This window comes from Peribacillus sp. FW305-BF15 (assembly GCF_058783805.1).
In genome coordinates, this window is record NZ_JBYSYV010000005.1 from 184,298 (window position 1) to 201,003 (window position 16,706).

A 16,706-nucleotide genomic window follows, 5' to 3' on the forward strand; every position below is an offset into this window, starting at 1 on the left:
ACAAATATATAGGAACTACATGTCTTAATCCAATAAATATCACCGTAACTTTTTGGGGTGACTGCGGGTGACAGGCACTAATTAATTTCACGTCCTTCAGGCTTTTACCATTATAAACGACTCTTTATAAAAAAACCAGTACATTACAAAATATGTAAGATATAAATCTTCAATAATTTAAAGCTATAGATATATCCAGGATTTATTTCCCGATAATTCGACAGTTAAAAATGGATGGCCGGTTACATGGATGCTTTTCTCATCCGCACTTTTGATACCCCGTGCCTGTAAAGTTTAACCTTTTAACCTATAAGCGTCCTGCCACCCCTAAATCCCATAAAATAACAAATGAATTGCACGAATTATCGACATCATTCCCCTCCGGCTTTTTTATTCAGCTTTTTTCAAATAATTTTTCCTGAAAAATATTAATCCACCGAATTCTCCCCGATAATTTGAAGTGGAGATCATATTATTTTTATCATCCATAACAGATGCAATTTCCCAAATTTAACATAAATTACGATTTCAAATCCCTCCTGGAACCGGAATGAATGCAAATGACATTATAATAGGAAGAAACTGAATTTTTCCATATTGGCTGAAGGGTTAAATTCTTTCGATAGCAGCCCATATGACCATAGCAGCGGCAACAGGCGGAATATAGACCTTGTCCTTTCCCATTCCCCCTTAATTAGGTTGTGGGCGCCTTATTATAAGCTTACCTGTGTTTTGCAGGAATTCTTTTCTTCCCCTTTGTTAGTATATTTGTTTCATCCAGCTTTATTATAAAAAATAAAAAATCCTGCCCCTCGATCGAGGACAGGATTATCTTAAATCATATTTACATTACTTAATGCCTTCTGAAACTTCTTTAACCATAGCGTCAACAGATTCTAAACCGCCGCCTGATAAGTACCAGTAGTTAGGGTCTAGATAAATGATGTTACCTTCTTTAAATGCCTTTGTATTTTTTACGATGTCATTTTCAATCGTTTCTTTTGCTGCAGCTCCATCACCGGCAACCGCATCCCTATCTACAACGAATAGGTAGTCAGGATTTTTTTCAGCAATGTATTCGAAAGAAATACTTTGACCATGTGTCGATACTTCCAATTTATCATCCACTGCAGGTACTCCGAATACATCATGGATGATTCCAAATCTTGAATCCGGTCCGTAAGCACTTACTTTTCCACCGCTGGCAAGAACGATTAAACCATTTTTGTCAGTCGGGGCTTTTTCTTTCAAAGCATTAATGTTTTCTTCAACACTTGCCAATTCTTTAGCTGCTTCGTCTTCTTTATCGAAGATTTTACCTAAAAGTGTTACGTTCTCTTCAAATGATTCCATATACTTTGTTGTATCTACACCCACAAAAACAGTAGGGGCAATTTTGCTTAATTCTTTATATGCTTCAGATTGACGGCCAGAAATAAGGATTAAATCAGGAGCGATTTCGTTGATTTTTTCGAAGTCAGGCTCTTTTAATCCGCCGGCATTTTCAGTTGTACCTTTATATTTAGAAAGGTATTTTGGAAGGCCATCATGAGGAACAGCTGCCACTTCCACATTCAATTTATCAAGAGTATCAAGAGCACCCATATCGAATACAACTACTTTTTCAGGGTTTGTTTTTACTTTCGTTTCGCCTAGTAGATGCTTAACTGTAATTTCTTCGCTTTTAGCACTTTCTTTTTTCGCGCTTGATTCTTCTTTTTCCTTATCTGATCCACAAGCAGCAGCCACTACAGCCAGCATTGCAACCAAAAGCAGCAAGGATAATTTCTTAATCATTATGGTCACCTCAAAAAATTTTTTATTTAAAATTACATATTGAATCCTCACCATCACATAGTTCACCTTCAACACTTTCCCTGCCAGATGAACAGGAGGCGGCTAAGGTCTTGGGCGCCCGCCAACTCTTAGCTGCCTAAGAAGCGTACGAGGTGATTTCTGGACGGCTACGAATACTGAAGTAATTTAAAACCGAATGGAATTGTCTTATGTGAAGTACACACAGATCTTATTGTCATTGATACTTTGGATTTCAATATCCATATCATAAATTTCCTTTAATACATTGGAATTGATGACTTGTTCGGTAGGTCCATTATGAACAACCTTGCCATCCTTCAATGCGACGATATAGTCGGAATAACAGGATGCAAAATTAATGTCATGAATGACGATGATGACCGTTTTCCCCAATTCATCGGCCAATCTCCTCAATACCTTCATGATTTGGACGGAATGCTTCATATCAAGATTGTTCAGGGGTTCATCAAGAAGCACATACTCCGTGTTTTGAGCAATGACCATGGCAATGAAGGCCCGCTGTTGCTGCCCGCCGCTCAGCTGGTCAAGAAACTTATCCTGCATGTCAGCAAGTTCCATATATTCAATCGCTTCATCGACGTATTTCCAATCCTCTTTCGTCAGCTTTCCTTGTGAATAAGGAAAACGGCCAAAGGCGACCAGTTCACGAATCGTTAAACGGATATTGATGTGGTTAGCCTGCTTTAAGATGGCAATCTTTTTCGCAAGTTCATTGCTATTGAATTTCCCCATATCCTTACCCTCGATAAGGACTTCTCCTGAATCCCGGGTAATGAGACGGCTGATCATCGAAAGGACGGTACTTTTACCCGCTCCATTGGGACCGATGAAGGATGTGATTTTCCCTTTCATTATTTCGATGGAAACATCCTCGACAACCGTTTTATTATTATATTTTTTGAATAAATTTTTCACTTCTACCATGATTTATTCTCCTTTAATAGAAGATAGATGAAATAGACACCGCCGACAAAGTTGATGATGACACTTAAGGTCGTGGAAAACGTAAAGATCCTCTCTACAATGAATTGGCCGCCGACCAAGGCAATCACACTGATCAGCATTGCACCCGGGAGGATATGTTTATGCTGATAGGACTTAATGAATTGATAAGCCACATTTGCAACAAGCAATCCGAGGAACGTGATCGGACCGATCAAGGCAGTCGAAATGGAAATTAAAACCGTAACGACGATTAAAACCCGCTTCGTGACAAAATCATAATCCACACCCAAGTTTATGGCTTGGTCCCTCCCTAGGGACATGACATCTAAATACTTCAAAAATCTCATGAAATATATCATTGCCGCAATCATGAGGACAATAGCTAAGGTTAACAGGTCCGTGTTGACATTATTGAAGCTGGCGAACATTTTATTTTGAATGATTTGGAATTCATTCGGGTCAATCAATACCTGCATGAATGAAGACATGCTGCCGAATAAGGTTCCGAAGATGATACCGATCAGCAATAGGAAGTAAATATTGCGGTTTTTCTTGAACATGAACTTGAACAGCAGGCTTGCAAAAATGAGCATGGCCGCAAGTGTAATCAGGAAATTGAGATTTTTATTCATGATCATGATATGCGTTGAACCGAAGATGAAAATCACTCCCGTTTGAATCAGCATATACATGGAGTCCAACCCTAAAATGCTTGGCGTCAGGATTTTATTATTTGTGACCGTCTGGAAAATCACTGTTGAAAAAGCAATTGCACAACCTACCACGATGATGGCGACGATTTTTATGACCCTTCTCGGCAGTGCATAATCCCAATTCGGGCCAAGGTCCCAAAAGATATAACCTGCCGTTAAAGCAGCTGCAAGAACAGCCAATACAATGATCCTACTTTTATTATTCATATGCCTTTCTCCTCAGTATCAGATAGATAAATACGGCGCTTCCTATCACACCAACCACGAGTCCGATCGGGATTTCAAATGGATATATAAGGATCCTGCCCAGAATATCGCAGATCAATAGGAAGACTGCCCCTAGCAATGCTGTATGAGAAAGACTCTTTTTCAAATTGTCACCAAGGTAAAGGGATACAATATTTGGCACGATCAATCCTATGAAAGGAATCGTTCCCACCGTTAACAAAACGACAGTGGAGGATAATGCCACGATGATCAATCCAAAATTGACTATGAACTTATAATTGAGTCCTAGATTGATAGCAAACTCCTCTCCCATCCCTGCCACAGTGAATTTATTGGCAAAGAAGTATGCGAGAATGACTAGCGGGATACTCAGATATATAAGTTCGTACCTGCCCGACATGATCATCGAGAAATCACCATTCATCCATGTGTTGAGGCTTTGAATCAAATCATATTTATAGGCAAAGAAAGTCGAGATCGATCCTACGATATTACCAAACATCAAACCAACCAATGGAATGAAGATCGTATCCTTATATTTCACTTGATCAAGAATTTTCATGAACAAGAATGTACCTGCCAAAGCGAATATGAAAGCGAATGCCATTTTCTCAATAAGTGCTGCCGATGGAAAAATGATAATGGCAAGAAGAAGTCCCAGCCTTGCAGAGTCCATGGTACCGGCAGTCGTCGGGGACACAAATTTATTGCGGCTCAATTGCTGCATGATCAGACCGCTTATACTCATCACAATACCGGCAATGACTATGGTCACCATTCTAGGGAAACGGCTTTGCAGCATGATTTGCACTTTATCATCACTTAGATTCAATAAATCCAGGGGGGTAATATCTTTTACACCAATGAATAATGACGTAAACGATAGAACAATTAACGCCATGACTAAATATCTTATCTTCATCTACATTTCCTACTCTTCCTATCTCACTTTAATACAGCGATAATATTTTTAATTAAATATATTTGAATAAAGACTATCATTAAGTCACCTATCGAAGTGGGACTCATTAAGTTGCAATAGTTACAAGGATCTTCCATTCGTGATAATGAGATTCATTATCATCTATTCTTATTCTATCATTTCTTGGACATGTGTCAATATATACAAGGGAATTACTTGATATTCTCCCAATAGTCCAATTGTAATGAATTCGGATGAACCAACCATGCATTTCGTTTCAGGAAGTGATAAAATCAAAATAACAAATATTTACTCTTATAATGAAAGAAGCGATATGATGAAAAACTTGTTATCCAAAGTGTTCTCAAAAAAGGCGAAAATCCAGATTGAATTTTGCCAAAATAATCTTGACCGCTTCCTTAATGAACAAACAATTGCCGATTATGGTAAGTTCTTAGAGAATCCAAGGATTCAATATAAGGAATATGAATGTTTGAGTGAGTGTAAACTTTGTAAGAAAACCCCCTATGCGAAAGTGAACGGCCAGATAATGAGTGGCGAAGATTCACAGGATCTTTTAAATAAGTTATATGATGAATTGAAATGATACGGGTTAAGCAAATAGCTTAATCTGTATCATTATGACTTTCCACCTGTAATTATACAGAATACAGGTGATGAACATCTATTAAAAGGATTGCGAATTTTACCATGGAATCATTAATCTAGTCGTTACTTCCTGTTTTTCACGATTTCATATGTTTTCACTGTATAAATAGTTTAATATATGATAATTTATGGAAAAAGATAGACAGGAGGAAGTCCATGAAAAAAATCATTCCTACTATTGTATCAGTCGTAACACTAGGTCTCGTCACTGGATTGCCTGGCCCCTTAGCCGAAGCCGAAGAATTCACCCCTTATTATGGAAATGGTCCAAGCTACATTCAACCAGATAACCTCTCCCACCTTTTCCCTGACCCTAATGTTTCTTTCAAGACCCCTGCCTTTAAACAAAACAAGATCGCCTTTACGAGCCAGGAAGAAATGTTTGATCATATCAAGTCCCTCGCCCATAAAAACAAGAACATCCAGGTCAAGACGATAGGTAAATCCACAGAAGGACGCGACATCAAGATGCTTCTTTTCAGCAAGGATTCAAAAAGACCGATTAAGGGTTCCCATAAACCATTGATTTGGATTCAAGGCCAGATCCATGGCAATGAACCCGCATCGGGTGAATCAACATTAGTCCTTGCACAATGGCTAGCTGAAGGCAAGCTTGGTGATGTCCTCGATAAAGTCAATGTTGCCATCGTTCCACGGGTCAATCCCGATGGCTCTTATTATTTCAAACGATTTACCGCAAATGACATGGATGCGAATAGGGACTACTTAAAAGTGGAATATCCTGAAGTACAGACGATTCATCAATCAATCGATGATTATGAACCGGAAGTCATTCTGGATGTACATGAATATACAGTGAATCCCGCCCCCCTGAAAAAGGTGGGAGCAAATGGATCGATCGCTTCCTATGATTTACTCATCTCCTCAGCCAAGAATTTAAATATTCCCGAACAGCTTCGAAAAGCTTCCGATCAACTGCTTTTACCCAATGTTTTTAAAACATTGGAAAAAGAAAAGCTTTCCTATCACGATTACTATACACTGGCCACTTCTGATGATGGGGTCCTTACCGCCACAGAAGGAAGCACCGAAGCCCGGATTGGCCGAAACGCCCTCGGTTTGAAAAATACAATGACCTATTTAATCGAAACAAGGGGAATCAATATCGGCCGTACCGATTTTAAACGACGTGTTTTTGCACAAGCTACAGCACAGGCAGCCTTCATCAAAACGACAGCCGAACAGGCAAGTAAAGTTAAAAAGGCCGTTAAACAGGCAGAAACTGAAATCGTGCAAAAAGGGCGAAGAGCAAATGATAACGATAAAATCGTCATCACCAGCGAAAATAAATTGGTTAAGGATCAAAAATTGATGGTAGTTGATTTAGCGAAAGCGAAAATGGTCGATGCCTCCATCGATTGGCTGGATTCAACCGATGCCTACCCTACCCTTGTCAGAGATCGTCCGACAGCCTATATCCTTCCTCCCGAATATAAAAATATCGCCAAGAAACTTCAGCTATTGGGAGTAGAAGTGAAAAGATTAAAAAGCCCCATGAAGGTAGCTGTTGAAAGCTATAGGGTCAATGATTTAATAGTTTCCGCTGAACTGGAAAGCGGACATTCCACAAGGGAAGTCACGACCAACGTCATTTCAAAAACTCGGGATTTCCCAAAAGGAAGCTATGTTTTCGACATGGCTCAGCCTGATGCCAACTTCATCTCCCTTGCCCTCGAACCTGAGGGCATAGACAGCTACGTGACATTCAATTTCATCCCGGCTGCCAAAGGAAAAGAACTGCCGATTTACCGCTATATGCGGTCATCTTCCTTACCAGTTAAATGATGCATAGGATCCAAATGACGCTTTGGCAGCTTTCATTGCCAAAGCGTTTTTAGTTCCCCCTCCTTTATTCTTGTGGGACGATGCGCCTGACATGATTTCTTGAATGCAACGACAAGTTTTGAATATACATATAAACGGAAATGTGTTTTTAGAGGAGGAAAGTCATTGAACCAAGATGTACAATCGGAAATCAATCGCCTTGTTCATCGCTTGAAACAAGACCAATCCGCTGATGGTTCGTGGAATTATCCCTTTGACACCGGGATAACAGCAGATGCCTATATGATCATATTATTGAAAATTCTAGATATGGAGGATACTCCTCTTATAGAGGCTTTAGTAAAAAGAATCGAAAGCAAGCAAACGGAAAACGGGTCATGGAAACTATTCCAAGATGAGAAAGACGGCAATGTTACGGTTACGATCGAGGCTTACTATGGCCTTCTTTTTAGCGGACTCCGCAATAAGAATCATCCGCATATGAGGAAGGCCAAACAATTCATTCTTTCCAAGGGCGGCATCAAACAAGCCAAAATGTTAACGAAAATGATGCTTACTGTCACCGGACAATATCAATGGCCGCGCCTATTCCCCATTCCACTCGAAGTGGTCTTACTGCCTCCGACCTTTTTCGTCAGCATATATGACCTTTCCGTTTATGGGCGGGTCAATATGATTCCATTGCTATTGCTGGGCCATAAAAAGTTTCAGATCACGACTCCGGACACGCCAAGTTTAAAAGATTTATTCCAAACAAGGGAGGACAGTTCCGAAGAGCAAGTGTGGGAAGAATACCGTACCGAAGAATATCGTTCCTTCTTCTCCAAACTTCAAACAGGCGTCAAAACCTTGATTGGTTATCCGGATTATTTGCATTCCTTGGCCTTGGATTCAACGAAAAGGTTCATGCTTGACAGGCTGGAACCAGACGGGACACTGTACAATTATTTCGGCTCTACCTTTTTCATGATCTTTGCCCTCCTTTCAATTGGATATTCGAAAAGAGATCCAGTGATTCTAAAGGCCATTGCCGGTCTGAAAGGGATGGCCTGCTCCATTGAGGGACACACACATATCCAGTTCACGACGCCCCATGTTTGGAATACCTCCTTAATAAGCTACGCCCTTCAAGAAGCGGGAATGCCTTTCAAAGACAAAACGGTCAAGGCAGCCAATCAGTACTTACTGTCACGCCAGCATTATATGTATGGAGATTGGCTGATCCATAATCCTGATGCAATTCCTGGCGGCTGGGGGTTCTCGGATTTGAATACCATGAATCCGGATGTCGATGATACGACCGCCTCACTGCGGGCACTGGCAAAGCAATTGCAAGCGAAACCGGATAATCGGGACAGCTGGCAGCGCGGTGTCGCCTTCACGATTTCCATGCAAAATGATGATGGTGGCTTTCCAGCCTTCGAACGGAATAACGACCATAAATGGCTGCAGCTTCTTCCCATAGAGGGTTCGAAATATCTCCTGACTGACCCTTCCACCGCTGATCTGACAGGAAGGACGCTGGAATTCCTGGGGAACTATACAAATATGAAAAAGCCGGAAGAAGTCAGTAAAAGAGCGGTGGATTGGCTATTGGAAGACCAGAAGCGTGATGGCTCCTGGTACGGGCGCTGGGGCATCTGCTATCTATATGGCACATGGTCTGCACTGACCGGCATGAAGGCAGCAGGGCAAGCCACTGGACATCCATCCATCCAAAAAGCCTTAACTTGGTTGAAGAAAATTCAAAATGAAGATGGCGGCTGGGGTGAATCTTGTTACAGTGATATCAAGCAACGATATATTCCCCTCGGAACAAGCACACTGACACATACAGCCTGGGCTGTGGATGCGTTGATATCGGCATCAGAAAAGCCGACAGCCCAGATTGAAAAAGGCATTGCCTACCTCATCCGTGCAGGTCAACAAGAAAGCTGGACCAATGATTATCCTGCAGGCCAGGGAATGGCGGATTTTTTGTATATCCATTATCATAGCTATCGCTATATTTATCCCCTTTTAGCCTTAAGTCATTACAATAAAAAATTCCTGGAGACTTAATCGCCAGTGTTTTTTTCATATTAAAGGTGAATATGTGGATTACCTGTGGAAAAGTAGTGAATAACACCGGAAAGTTATCCACAATCCGAGGTTATCCACATTCATTTATCCGTAAAAGTGGCAAAAGCAAGAATTTCCCCATCAAATTTGTTGATTCATTCATTTCGGCTATGTAAAAATGACTGGTTTTATACAGGCTTGTGGATAGTTTGGGGATGAGCACGATTTTATGTGAAAACCTTATCCAGTTTATCACTATAAAATTCTATCGCCTTAGCATAAGATTGTATTTTTTGATCCCTCGAGGTTTCGGCAATGATCTTCAAAAGAGATTCCATCGCAAGATCATGTTGGCCCAAATTATAAAATGCCATGGCCCTGAATACCAATAAAGCCTTATCCCCAGGAAACTTCGCCAGTCCGGATTCCAATGTCCGTCTTGATTTTTCATATTCCCCTATGGTGCGATATGTGCTCCCCAACCCGAGGTAGGCCCCTTTTGCATCCTCCTCCGGCAAACCTAATTCGAGTGCCGCTTCATAATAGCGCACCGCCTTTACCTCAAGTCCGAGAATATCCAAACTCCAGGCACACTGATACTGTATGACTGCATCACCGGGATTTTGCTTTGCCAGATCCATCAATATACGATTGGATTTTTCGAATTCCTTCTTTTCCCTTAAGAACAGGGCCCTTTCCAAATTTCCCATTGTCATTCCTCCATTGTATATGATTCCTTAATCCCCTATTCGCGATTCTTCTTTTCAATTCCTTCTTATATGTATAAACAGCCCATCTCCCAACAATGCTGCAGCCAGGAACTAATATGTTGTTAAGGATTTGGAAGCTTCACTTCCCCGACTGTCTTGGCAAATAAAAAAAAGGATCTGCCTCCCGGCAAATCCTTTCATACATTTCAATCTCCATATATCATGGATTACTGTCGACATGACATATGATTAATCATCCAATTGGTTTTTCAATACTTTTCCCGTGGTGGCATCCACCACTACATCATATTCCTTTAGTCCTTGTTTTATTTCCAGCTCGTACACAAGGGTGCCATTCTCTGAATCCAGCTCCATATCCGTTACTTGACCATCCACCGCTTTCAAGGCAATCTTTTCAGCTTGATCACTGCTGACTTTTGCAGTTTCCACGGCTTGTTGTGTGCTCATATCCTCATCATCACCGTCTTCCATCTCCTGAGAAAGAATCTCTCCTTTTTCAGCATCAACGTCAACGTCTTGATAGCCTTCTTTCGTTTTTACGGTCATTTCATAGGTCATCGGCTGGTCCCAATCCTTTTCAAATTGAGTAACTTCCCCGCCTAGTTTTTCTGAAATCATTTTAATAGCCTCATCCTCGGAAAGGTTCCCCTTATTGACTGCATATACCGCCGTTCCAGCAGCACCGCCGAAAAGCAATACGGACGCTATGGACACTGTCATGATTACCTTTTTCCTTTGAATGATACCTTCTTTAATCGTACTCCACTGTTTTTTCATGAATGATTCCTCCTTTAAGTTGTTACCCTTATAATAAGCACCCTTCATGAAATGAACATGAGCGTTAGATTAGAATTTGATGAGAAAGAGTAAGAGTCACCAACGTTCCCTCCCCCACCTCGCTTTGAATCTCCAATTTACCGTCGAATGACTCGACAAGCGTCCGGGCGATGGATAGCCCGAGCCCATTGCCTCCCGTTTTCCTTGCCCTTGATGAATCAACACGATAAAAACGGTCAAATACATGTGGGAGATGTTCTGGTGATATCCCTCCGCCGTGATCTTTCACACCGATGACAATTTCATTATCCTGCCGTTTTATCATGATCTGTATGCCTGATTCACTATATTTCATTGCATTGTCCAATAGGATGACTATCACCTGTTCAAGCTTACTGGAAATGGTCATTGCATAGATTTCCTTAAACTCTGACTCTATCGTTATTTCACGATTTCCCGTCCTTCTGAATGTTTGGGCAATCCCTTCACAAAACGAAATGAGTTCTATTTTCCCTTCCACATCTTCTGAAGGTTCCGTCTGGGAAGCTGACTGCAGAAGATGTTCCGTCAGTTTTTTCATCCGGACGGCTTCATGATGGATTGCCTCCACTGCCTCTTCCTGAATCGCCTGATCCTTCATTCCCCAGCGTTTCAATAGAGAGGAGTAGCTTTCGATGACCGTAATCGGGGTTTTCAATTCATGCGAAGCATCTGAAAGGAATTGCTGCTGTTGGTTATAATTCCGCTCCAGTCTTTCCATCATCCTGTTGAATGCCGCTCCCATCACCTGCAGCTCGTCCTTCGATTGATCCGATAGCGGTATTCGTTTGAATTCCCCGCTTTTCTCAATATCCTTCATCGTTCCGCTCATGACCGATATCGGTTTGAGGATCAGGTTGGCCAGCCACTTACCGGCAAGAATCGATAACAGAATGACAAAAAGGGATGCACCGCCCAAAACGAGGGCAAGCGTAGATAAATTATCAAGGAGGGTATCCTGCGGCTGTGTGACCTCGATCATCCCCAGTCTCTTCCCCTCATCAGGATAAGGATAACGGTAGGTCAATACATATTCACCGTCAGCTTTGGCAAAATCATATCCTTTCTCGTTAATGGATTTAACCGCAAGCCCCTTGAGGTCCTCTTCATCCGTAAATGATTTAACCAGCCTTCCATCCGTGTCGAATATCCGCACCATTCCATCGTCCGGGATATACGGCTCCATTAAATCGGAATCACCGGAAATCAAATCTTTCGTCAGGATATTTTCTTCGATTAATGAAGCTTGATCTTCAAGCAGATCCCGTTCCCTCTCTAACGATATCCAAAGGAAGGCGATTAAAACGATGATACTCAACAATATGAGCATGACGCTTAAAAAAAGACTGGAATACGATTGGATTTTCGTCCGAATCTTCATACTGGCTCCTTCAGGCTGTAACCTACCCCGCGGTAAGTATGGATGAGCTGCAGCTCAAAGGGATAATCTATCTTTTTGCGCAAATAACGGATATACACATCAACCACATTCGTATCCCCTGCGAAGTCATATCCCCATACATGTGTCAGGATTTGCTCCCTTGAAAGTACTTGATTTTTATTTTGCAAAAGATAAACCAGCAAATCGAACTCGCGTGATGTCAGCTCAATCCTATTGCCTTGCCTGTGAATGTCCCTAGTCCCAAGGTTCAGCTTCAGATCGTGGATCTTCAGTTCATCCACTTCGCCTTCTGATAGGCTCTCCCTTACATTGGTACGAAAACAAGCACGGATCCGTGCCAGCAGCTCTTCAATTTCAAACGGCTTCGTTACATAATCATTCGCGCCATGATCCAGGCCATTCACCTTGTCTGGCACAGCATCCCTTGCGGTCAAAAGGATGACCGGTGTCGACCCATTCTTTTTCCGGTAACGCCTAAGTACCTCTATGCCATTCAACTCGGGCAGCATCACATCCAATAAGATTAAATCCCACTCTTCGGCTTCCGCCCTTTCCAGACCTGCCTTTCCCGTAAATGCCGATTCTGTTTGATAACCCTCATGATTAAGTTCCAGCTGAAGGACCCTTGCTATTTTTTCTTCATCTTCTATTATTAAAATTCTCTTATTCATGATCATCACCACCTACCCCTTAGTGTACTGAAGAAATATGAAAATATCATGAGAAATTGACCCCTCCGCAATAAAAATCCGCTGAATTGATGAATTTAATTTTTGTACCTTTAAAAAGACAATAAAAAGAACCGGATGTGAAAACACACCCGATCCATTTCATTCACCGTTCCAATGCTGGCCAATGAATTCATCGCGTCCCGATTTCGCACGGTCCGCTTTATAATCATCTTTGTTTTTTTTATGATAGCCCTGATGGTACTCTTCGGCAGGGTAAAAGGTTTGGGCCGGAAGGATTTCCGTTACGATTGGTTTCTGGAACTTCCCGCTGGCCGCTACCTTTTCTTTCGCTTCAAGGGCCAGTTTTTCTTGGGCTTCATCATGATAGAAGATGGCCGTCCGATACTGGCTTCCTCTGTCATGGAATTGACCGCCATCGTCGGTTGGATCGATTTGCTGCCAATATAGTTCCAGCAATCTTTCATAAGGAAATAACTGAGGATCGAAAGTGATTTCCACGACTTCATAATGTCCCGTAGTTCCCGTCTTCACTTCCTCGTAAGTCGGGTTTTCAACATGTCCTCCCGTATAACCGGATACGATTCCCCCAATTCCCGGTTGTTCTTCAAATGGTGTCACCATGCACCAGAAACAGCCTCCAGCAAATGTAGCCTTTTGCATAATGGTCACCCCTTTCCTTATGTAATAGAAATTAATATACCATAATTCAATCCTGACACTTTGCTTTTTTGATTTGCAAAGCAGCCAGGGATTTACCTTTGATCAATCTTTTGACCAGCCCTTTTCCTTGAATTTCACAATCGCTTCAACGCGGTTGCTCACATCCAATTTATCAAGGATGACCGATATGTAATTACGGACCGTTCCATTGGTCAGATAAAGCTGGCTTGCGATTTCCTTTGTGGTCTTACCATCTGCGATCAATTTGAGCACTTGGCTCTCTCGTTCAGTCAAAGGGTTTTCTTCTTCGAAAGCCATATCCACCAGCTCAGGAGCATAAATGCGCCGACCATCCATGATGACACGAATGGAGTTCGCCAGTTCCTCACTAGGGCTATCCTTGAGAAGATATCCGCCTACCTCGGCCTTTCTTGCTCTTTCAAAATACCCAGGACGTGCAAAGGTGGTCAAAATGATGACTTTGCATTGGTGGCCCTGATCCTTGATCTCCTCCGCTACATCGAGCCCGGTTTTAACTGGCATTTCAATATCGGTTATGCAGATATCCGGCTTTAATTGATTGACGAGATTCATTGCTTCTTCCCCATTGCTCGCTTTTCCGACAACTTCCATATCACTTTCCAAATCAAGGATGGAACCTAGCGCGCCAAGCAGCATCCGCTGATCTTCGGCAATTACGATTCGAATCAAGGTTAATCCCACCTATCCATTATTTTTTATAGCATTCGGGACCCTTATATACAGTGTCGTTCCCTCTGTTGATTGAATATCCAGGCTGCCATTAACGAATTCGAGCCTTTCTTTCATTCCTTGAAGTCCATTTCCTTTAATATACTCTGATCGATGTGAAAGTCCCACTCCATTATCCTGTACTGTGATCGTCACTCCTGTTTGTAATTCTTCGATGACGATATTACAGCAGTCGGCACCGCTATGCTTGACGATATTGGTCACAGCCTCCTTCAAGCACATGCTCAAAACCGTTTCAACAAGCAATGGGGTATCTCGCAATGCCGCGGTGCCTTCCAAATTGAATTCTATCTCTGCCGCTTTCAATATTTGCTTGACCCGGATGATTTCATCGCTTAGCTTCGCCCCACGCATTTCCGACACCATTTCACGTACTTCCTTGAGTGCCGTCCTCGCCGTTTGCCGGATATCCTTGATTTCCTTCTTGGCCGTCTCCGGATTCAAATCGATCAATTTCCCTGCAAGGTCACTTTTCAAGCCAATCAAAGACAGCTTTTGTCCAAGTGTATCATGTAAGTCACGGGCAATTCGCTGACGTTCTTCCATTTTGCCGAGCTCTGATATTCGTTTATGGGCATCCTCCAATTGTTCTTCCAGCATACCCCGTTTGTTCCGATTATACGTGTTGAAAGGGAGAAGGATCACGCCTACCACACAAATGAGCATAAAGGGAAATTGCGAAAAGAAGGTAGGGTCTTTCATGATGAAGCCAATATTGACAGACACGATGGTAGCCAATAGCTGGATTGAATATAATACGAAAAAGCCAACCTTATTTTGAACATTCCCAATAAAGAATGCCAAAAAGAGTGAAAAGTAAATGTAGCTGAAAAATATGGTCATCGATATGGAAATGATTATTTGTATCGCCGTCCATACGTATACGGGCCATCCCTTCGAAACGAATGAGAGACCATATGATATGAAAAACAAAATGATCATGACGATTCCAAAGACTATCTCCAACATCGAAGAGGATTTGAAGATGAAATAAAAGGGAAGGATACAAAAAATGATCCAGACATAAGGGCTCAGCCCTGTGTTTTTCGGAAAGATATGATACCAACTTTGCATGGCGCCGCCTCTATTTCTTTTTACCCTAGTATATACTAAGGAGTTTCATCAAAAAACCATCCAATGGAAATCGAATGGTTTTTTGATGAACTATTTATTTTTCTTGAAGACTTGGACGTTTATGATTGATTTCCACCTTGGATTTTGTTTCATTTAGACGTTCCTTAATCTCTTTAAAACTTACAAACGTCTTGTTTTCTCCATCATAAAGGCGGAAGCGAAGCGATTTTAAACTTGAACTAAGGGTGATTGTCGTTGCCTGCTGCAATGGCAGGGTGGAGTCATGTACTTTTTCCAAGTTATAGTTTGGCACTCTTGGACTAAGGTGATGCACGTGGTGGAAACCGATATTACCGGTCACCCATTGCAAGACCTTTGGAAGTTTATAATAAGAACTTCCATCAATGGCAGCCTTCACGTAATCCCACTCAGATTCCTCTTCGAAATAAGAATCTTCGAACTGATGCTGTACATAAAACAGCCAGATACCCAGTGATCCCGTTACAAAAAGCATCGGTACCTGAATCATCAGGAATGCCTGCCATCCGATAGCCAAGCATAAAAGACCATAAATTGCCACGATTGCAGCATTTGTCAAATACGTATTCATCCGTTCTTTCTTTTTTGCGCCCTTTTTATTCAGACGGTTCGATACAAGAAATAGATAAAATGGACCCAATCCAAACATGACGATCGGATTTCTATATAAACGGTAAGCAAGACGCCCCCAGAATGAAGCGGCGATATATTCATCAACGGTCATGATCCAAATATCCCCTGTGCCACGTTTGTTTAAATTACTGCTTGTTGCATGATGTATGGAGTGGCTATGCTTCCATTGTTCATACGGAAATAATGTAACGATCCCACTGATTGTACCCAGGATGCTATTCGCTTTCCTGCTTTTGAAAAACGATTGATGGCAGCAATCATGGAAAATGATGAAAATCCTGACTACGAATCCTGAAGCAAGGACGGCAAATGCAAGTGTCAGCCAGTATGAAATGGTTAAGCTTTGATAAGCTAAAAACCATAACAGGAAAAATGGCGGAAATGTATTTATAAGCTGTTTCACACTTGATTTAGTATTGGATTTTTCAAAAGGGGCAATATCTTTTCTCAATTGTTTTTGATTATGATTATGATTACTCATGATTTCCTCCTCATAATATTAAGAATGGAGTGTTTAAATGGATTGGTTATGCTTACTTCTCTTCTTTAAGTATAGTAATAATAACCGATTTTCTATAGTCATAAACGTCAATTCCCTGCCATGACACTTGTCATATACTTGTCTGCTTCAACACTTTTCACACTATTTTTTCCTCTTTCATCATTTTTACACTTCAAAAAAAAACGATGAACTCCAATCAATCT

Annotated in this window: 15 protein-coding genes; 3 read left to right on the top strand and 12 right to left on the bottom strand. The window is 41.5% G+C overall.

Going from position 1 to position 16,706, the window contains the following annotated elements; genetic code table 11:
• Positions 1-849: 849 nt before the first annotated feature.
• The 4 genes from AC3WLU_RS07195 to AC3WLU_RS07210 all read right to left on the bottom strand — a co-directional run bounded on the left by AC3WLU_RS07195 (position 850) and on the right by AC3WLU_RS07210 (position 4,647).
• Positions 850-1,794 (bottom strand): siderophore ABC transporter substrate-binding protein, encoded by a 945-nt coding sequence (locus tag AC3WLU_RS07195; protein ID WP_492597060.1) that lies wholly within the window; start codon positions 1,792-1,794, stop codon positions 850-852.
• Positions 1,795-2,004: 210 nt separating this feature from the next.
• A complete protein-coding gene (locus AC3WLU_RS07200) occupies positions 2,005-2,763 on the bottom strand; it encodes an iron ABC transporter ATP-binding protein (protein ID WP_034310071.1) in 759 nt (252 codons plus the stop codon).
• Positions 2,757-3,704, bottom strand: coding sequence for an iron chelate uptake ABC transporter family permease subunit (locus AC3WLU_RS07205; protein WP_034310068.1), 948 nt, complete (start codon positions 3,702-3,704; stop codon positions 2,757-2,759). The genes AC3WLU_RS07200 and AC3WLU_RS07205 overlap by 7 nt, the downstream gene beginning before the upstream one ends.
• Complete coding sequence (locus tag AC3WLU_RS07210; RefSeq protein ID WP_053536781.1) at positions 3,697-4,647, bottom strand: ABC transporter permease; 951 nt, start codon at positions 4,645-4,647, stop codon at positions 3,697-3,699. The genes AC3WLU_RS07205 and AC3WLU_RS07210 overlap by 8 nt, the downstream gene beginning before the upstream one ends.
• A gap of 265 nt (positions 4,648-4,912) precedes the next feature.
• Here AC3WLU_RS07210 and AC3WLU_RS07215 point away from each other — a divergent pair, with 265 nt between their 5' ends.
• The 3 genes from AC3WLU_RS07215 (at position 4,913) to shc (ending at position 9,183) form a co-directional block, all read left to right on the top strand.
• On the top strand, positions 4,913-5,254 hold the full coding sequence (locus tag AC3WLU_RS07215; protein WP_225991161.1) for a DUF1450 domain-containing protein: 342 nt from the start codon (positions 4,913-4,915) through the stop codon (positions 5,252-5,254).
• Between the two features lie 218 nt (positions 5,255-5,472).
• A complete protein-coding gene (locus AC3WLU_RS07220; protein ID WP_492597043.1) occupies positions 5,473-7,122 on the top strand; it encodes a M14 family metallopeptidase in 1,650 nt (549 codons plus the stop codon).
• Positions 7,123-7,287: 165 nt separating this feature from the next.
• Positions 7,288-9,183: a squalene--hopene cyclase gene (gene shc / locus AC3WLU_RS07225; protein WP_492597044.1), complete on the top strand. Its 1,896-nt coding sequence runs from the start codon at positions 7,288-7,290 to the stop codon at positions 9,181-9,183.
• Between the two features lie 227 nt (positions 9,184-9,410).
• Here the strand turns inward: shc and AC3WLU_RS07230 are convergent, their stop codons facing one another.
• From AC3WLU_RS07230 to desA, 8 genes are all read right to left on the bottom strand, one after another.
• Positions 9,411-9,893, bottom strand: a complete 483-nt coding sequence (locus tag AC3WLU_RS07230) for a tetratricopeptide repeat protein (RefSeq protein WP_492597045.1) — start codon at positions 9,891-9,893, stop codon at positions 9,411-9,413.
• A 249-nt stretch (positions 9,894-10,142) separates the two neighbouring features.
• The gene (locus AC3WLU_RS07235; protein WP_053536792.1) at positions 10,143-10,691 is read right to left on the bottom strand and encodes a PepSY domain-containing protein; all 549 of its coding nucleotides are present in this window, start codon (positions 10,689-10,691) and stop codon (positions 10,143-10,145) included.
• Between the two features lie 64 nt (positions 10,692-10,755).
• A complete protein-coding gene (locus tag AC3WLU_RS07240; RefSeq protein ID WP_230134705.1) occupies positions 10,756-12,111 on the bottom strand; it encodes a sensor histidine kinase in 1,356 nt (451 codons plus the stop codon).
• Positions 12,108-12,803: a response regulator transcription factor gene (locus tag AC3WLU_RS07245; protein WP_034311632.1), complete on the bottom strand. Its 696-nt coding sequence runs from the start codon at positions 12,801-12,803 to the stop codon at positions 12,108-12,110. Before AC3WLU_RS07245 ends, AC3WLU_RS07240 begins: the two co-directional genes overlap by 4 nt.
• 159 nt (positions 12,804-12,962) lie before the next feature.
• Positions 12,963-13,484, bottom strand: a complete 522-nt coding sequence (msrA, locus tag AC3WLU_RS07250; protein WP_053536794.1) for a peptide-methionine (S)-S-oxide reductase MsrA — start codon at positions 13,482-13,484, stop codon at positions 12,963-12,965.
• Between the two features lie 102 nt (positions 13,485-13,586).
• Complete coding sequence (locus AC3WLU_RS07255) at positions 13,587-14,195, bottom strand: response regulator transcription factor (RefSeq protein ID WP_053536795.1); 609 nt, start codon at positions 14,193-14,195, stop codon at positions 13,587-13,589.
• A 12-nt stretch (positions 14,196-14,207) separates the two neighbouring features.
• Positions 14,208-15,329, bottom strand: a complete 1,122-nt coding sequence (locus tag AC3WLU_RS07260; RefSeq protein ID WP_413000713.1) for a sensor histidine kinase — start codon at positions 15,327-15,329, stop codon at positions 14,208-14,210.
• Positions 15,330-15,423: 94 nt separating this feature from the next.
• Complete coding sequence (gene desA / locus AC3WLU_RS07265) at positions 15,424-16,482, bottom strand: Delta(5) desaturase DesA (protein WP_413000711.1); 1,059 nt, start codon at positions 16,480-16,482, stop codon at positions 15,424-15,426.
• Between the last annotated feature and the right edge of the window lie 224 nt (positions 16,483-16,706).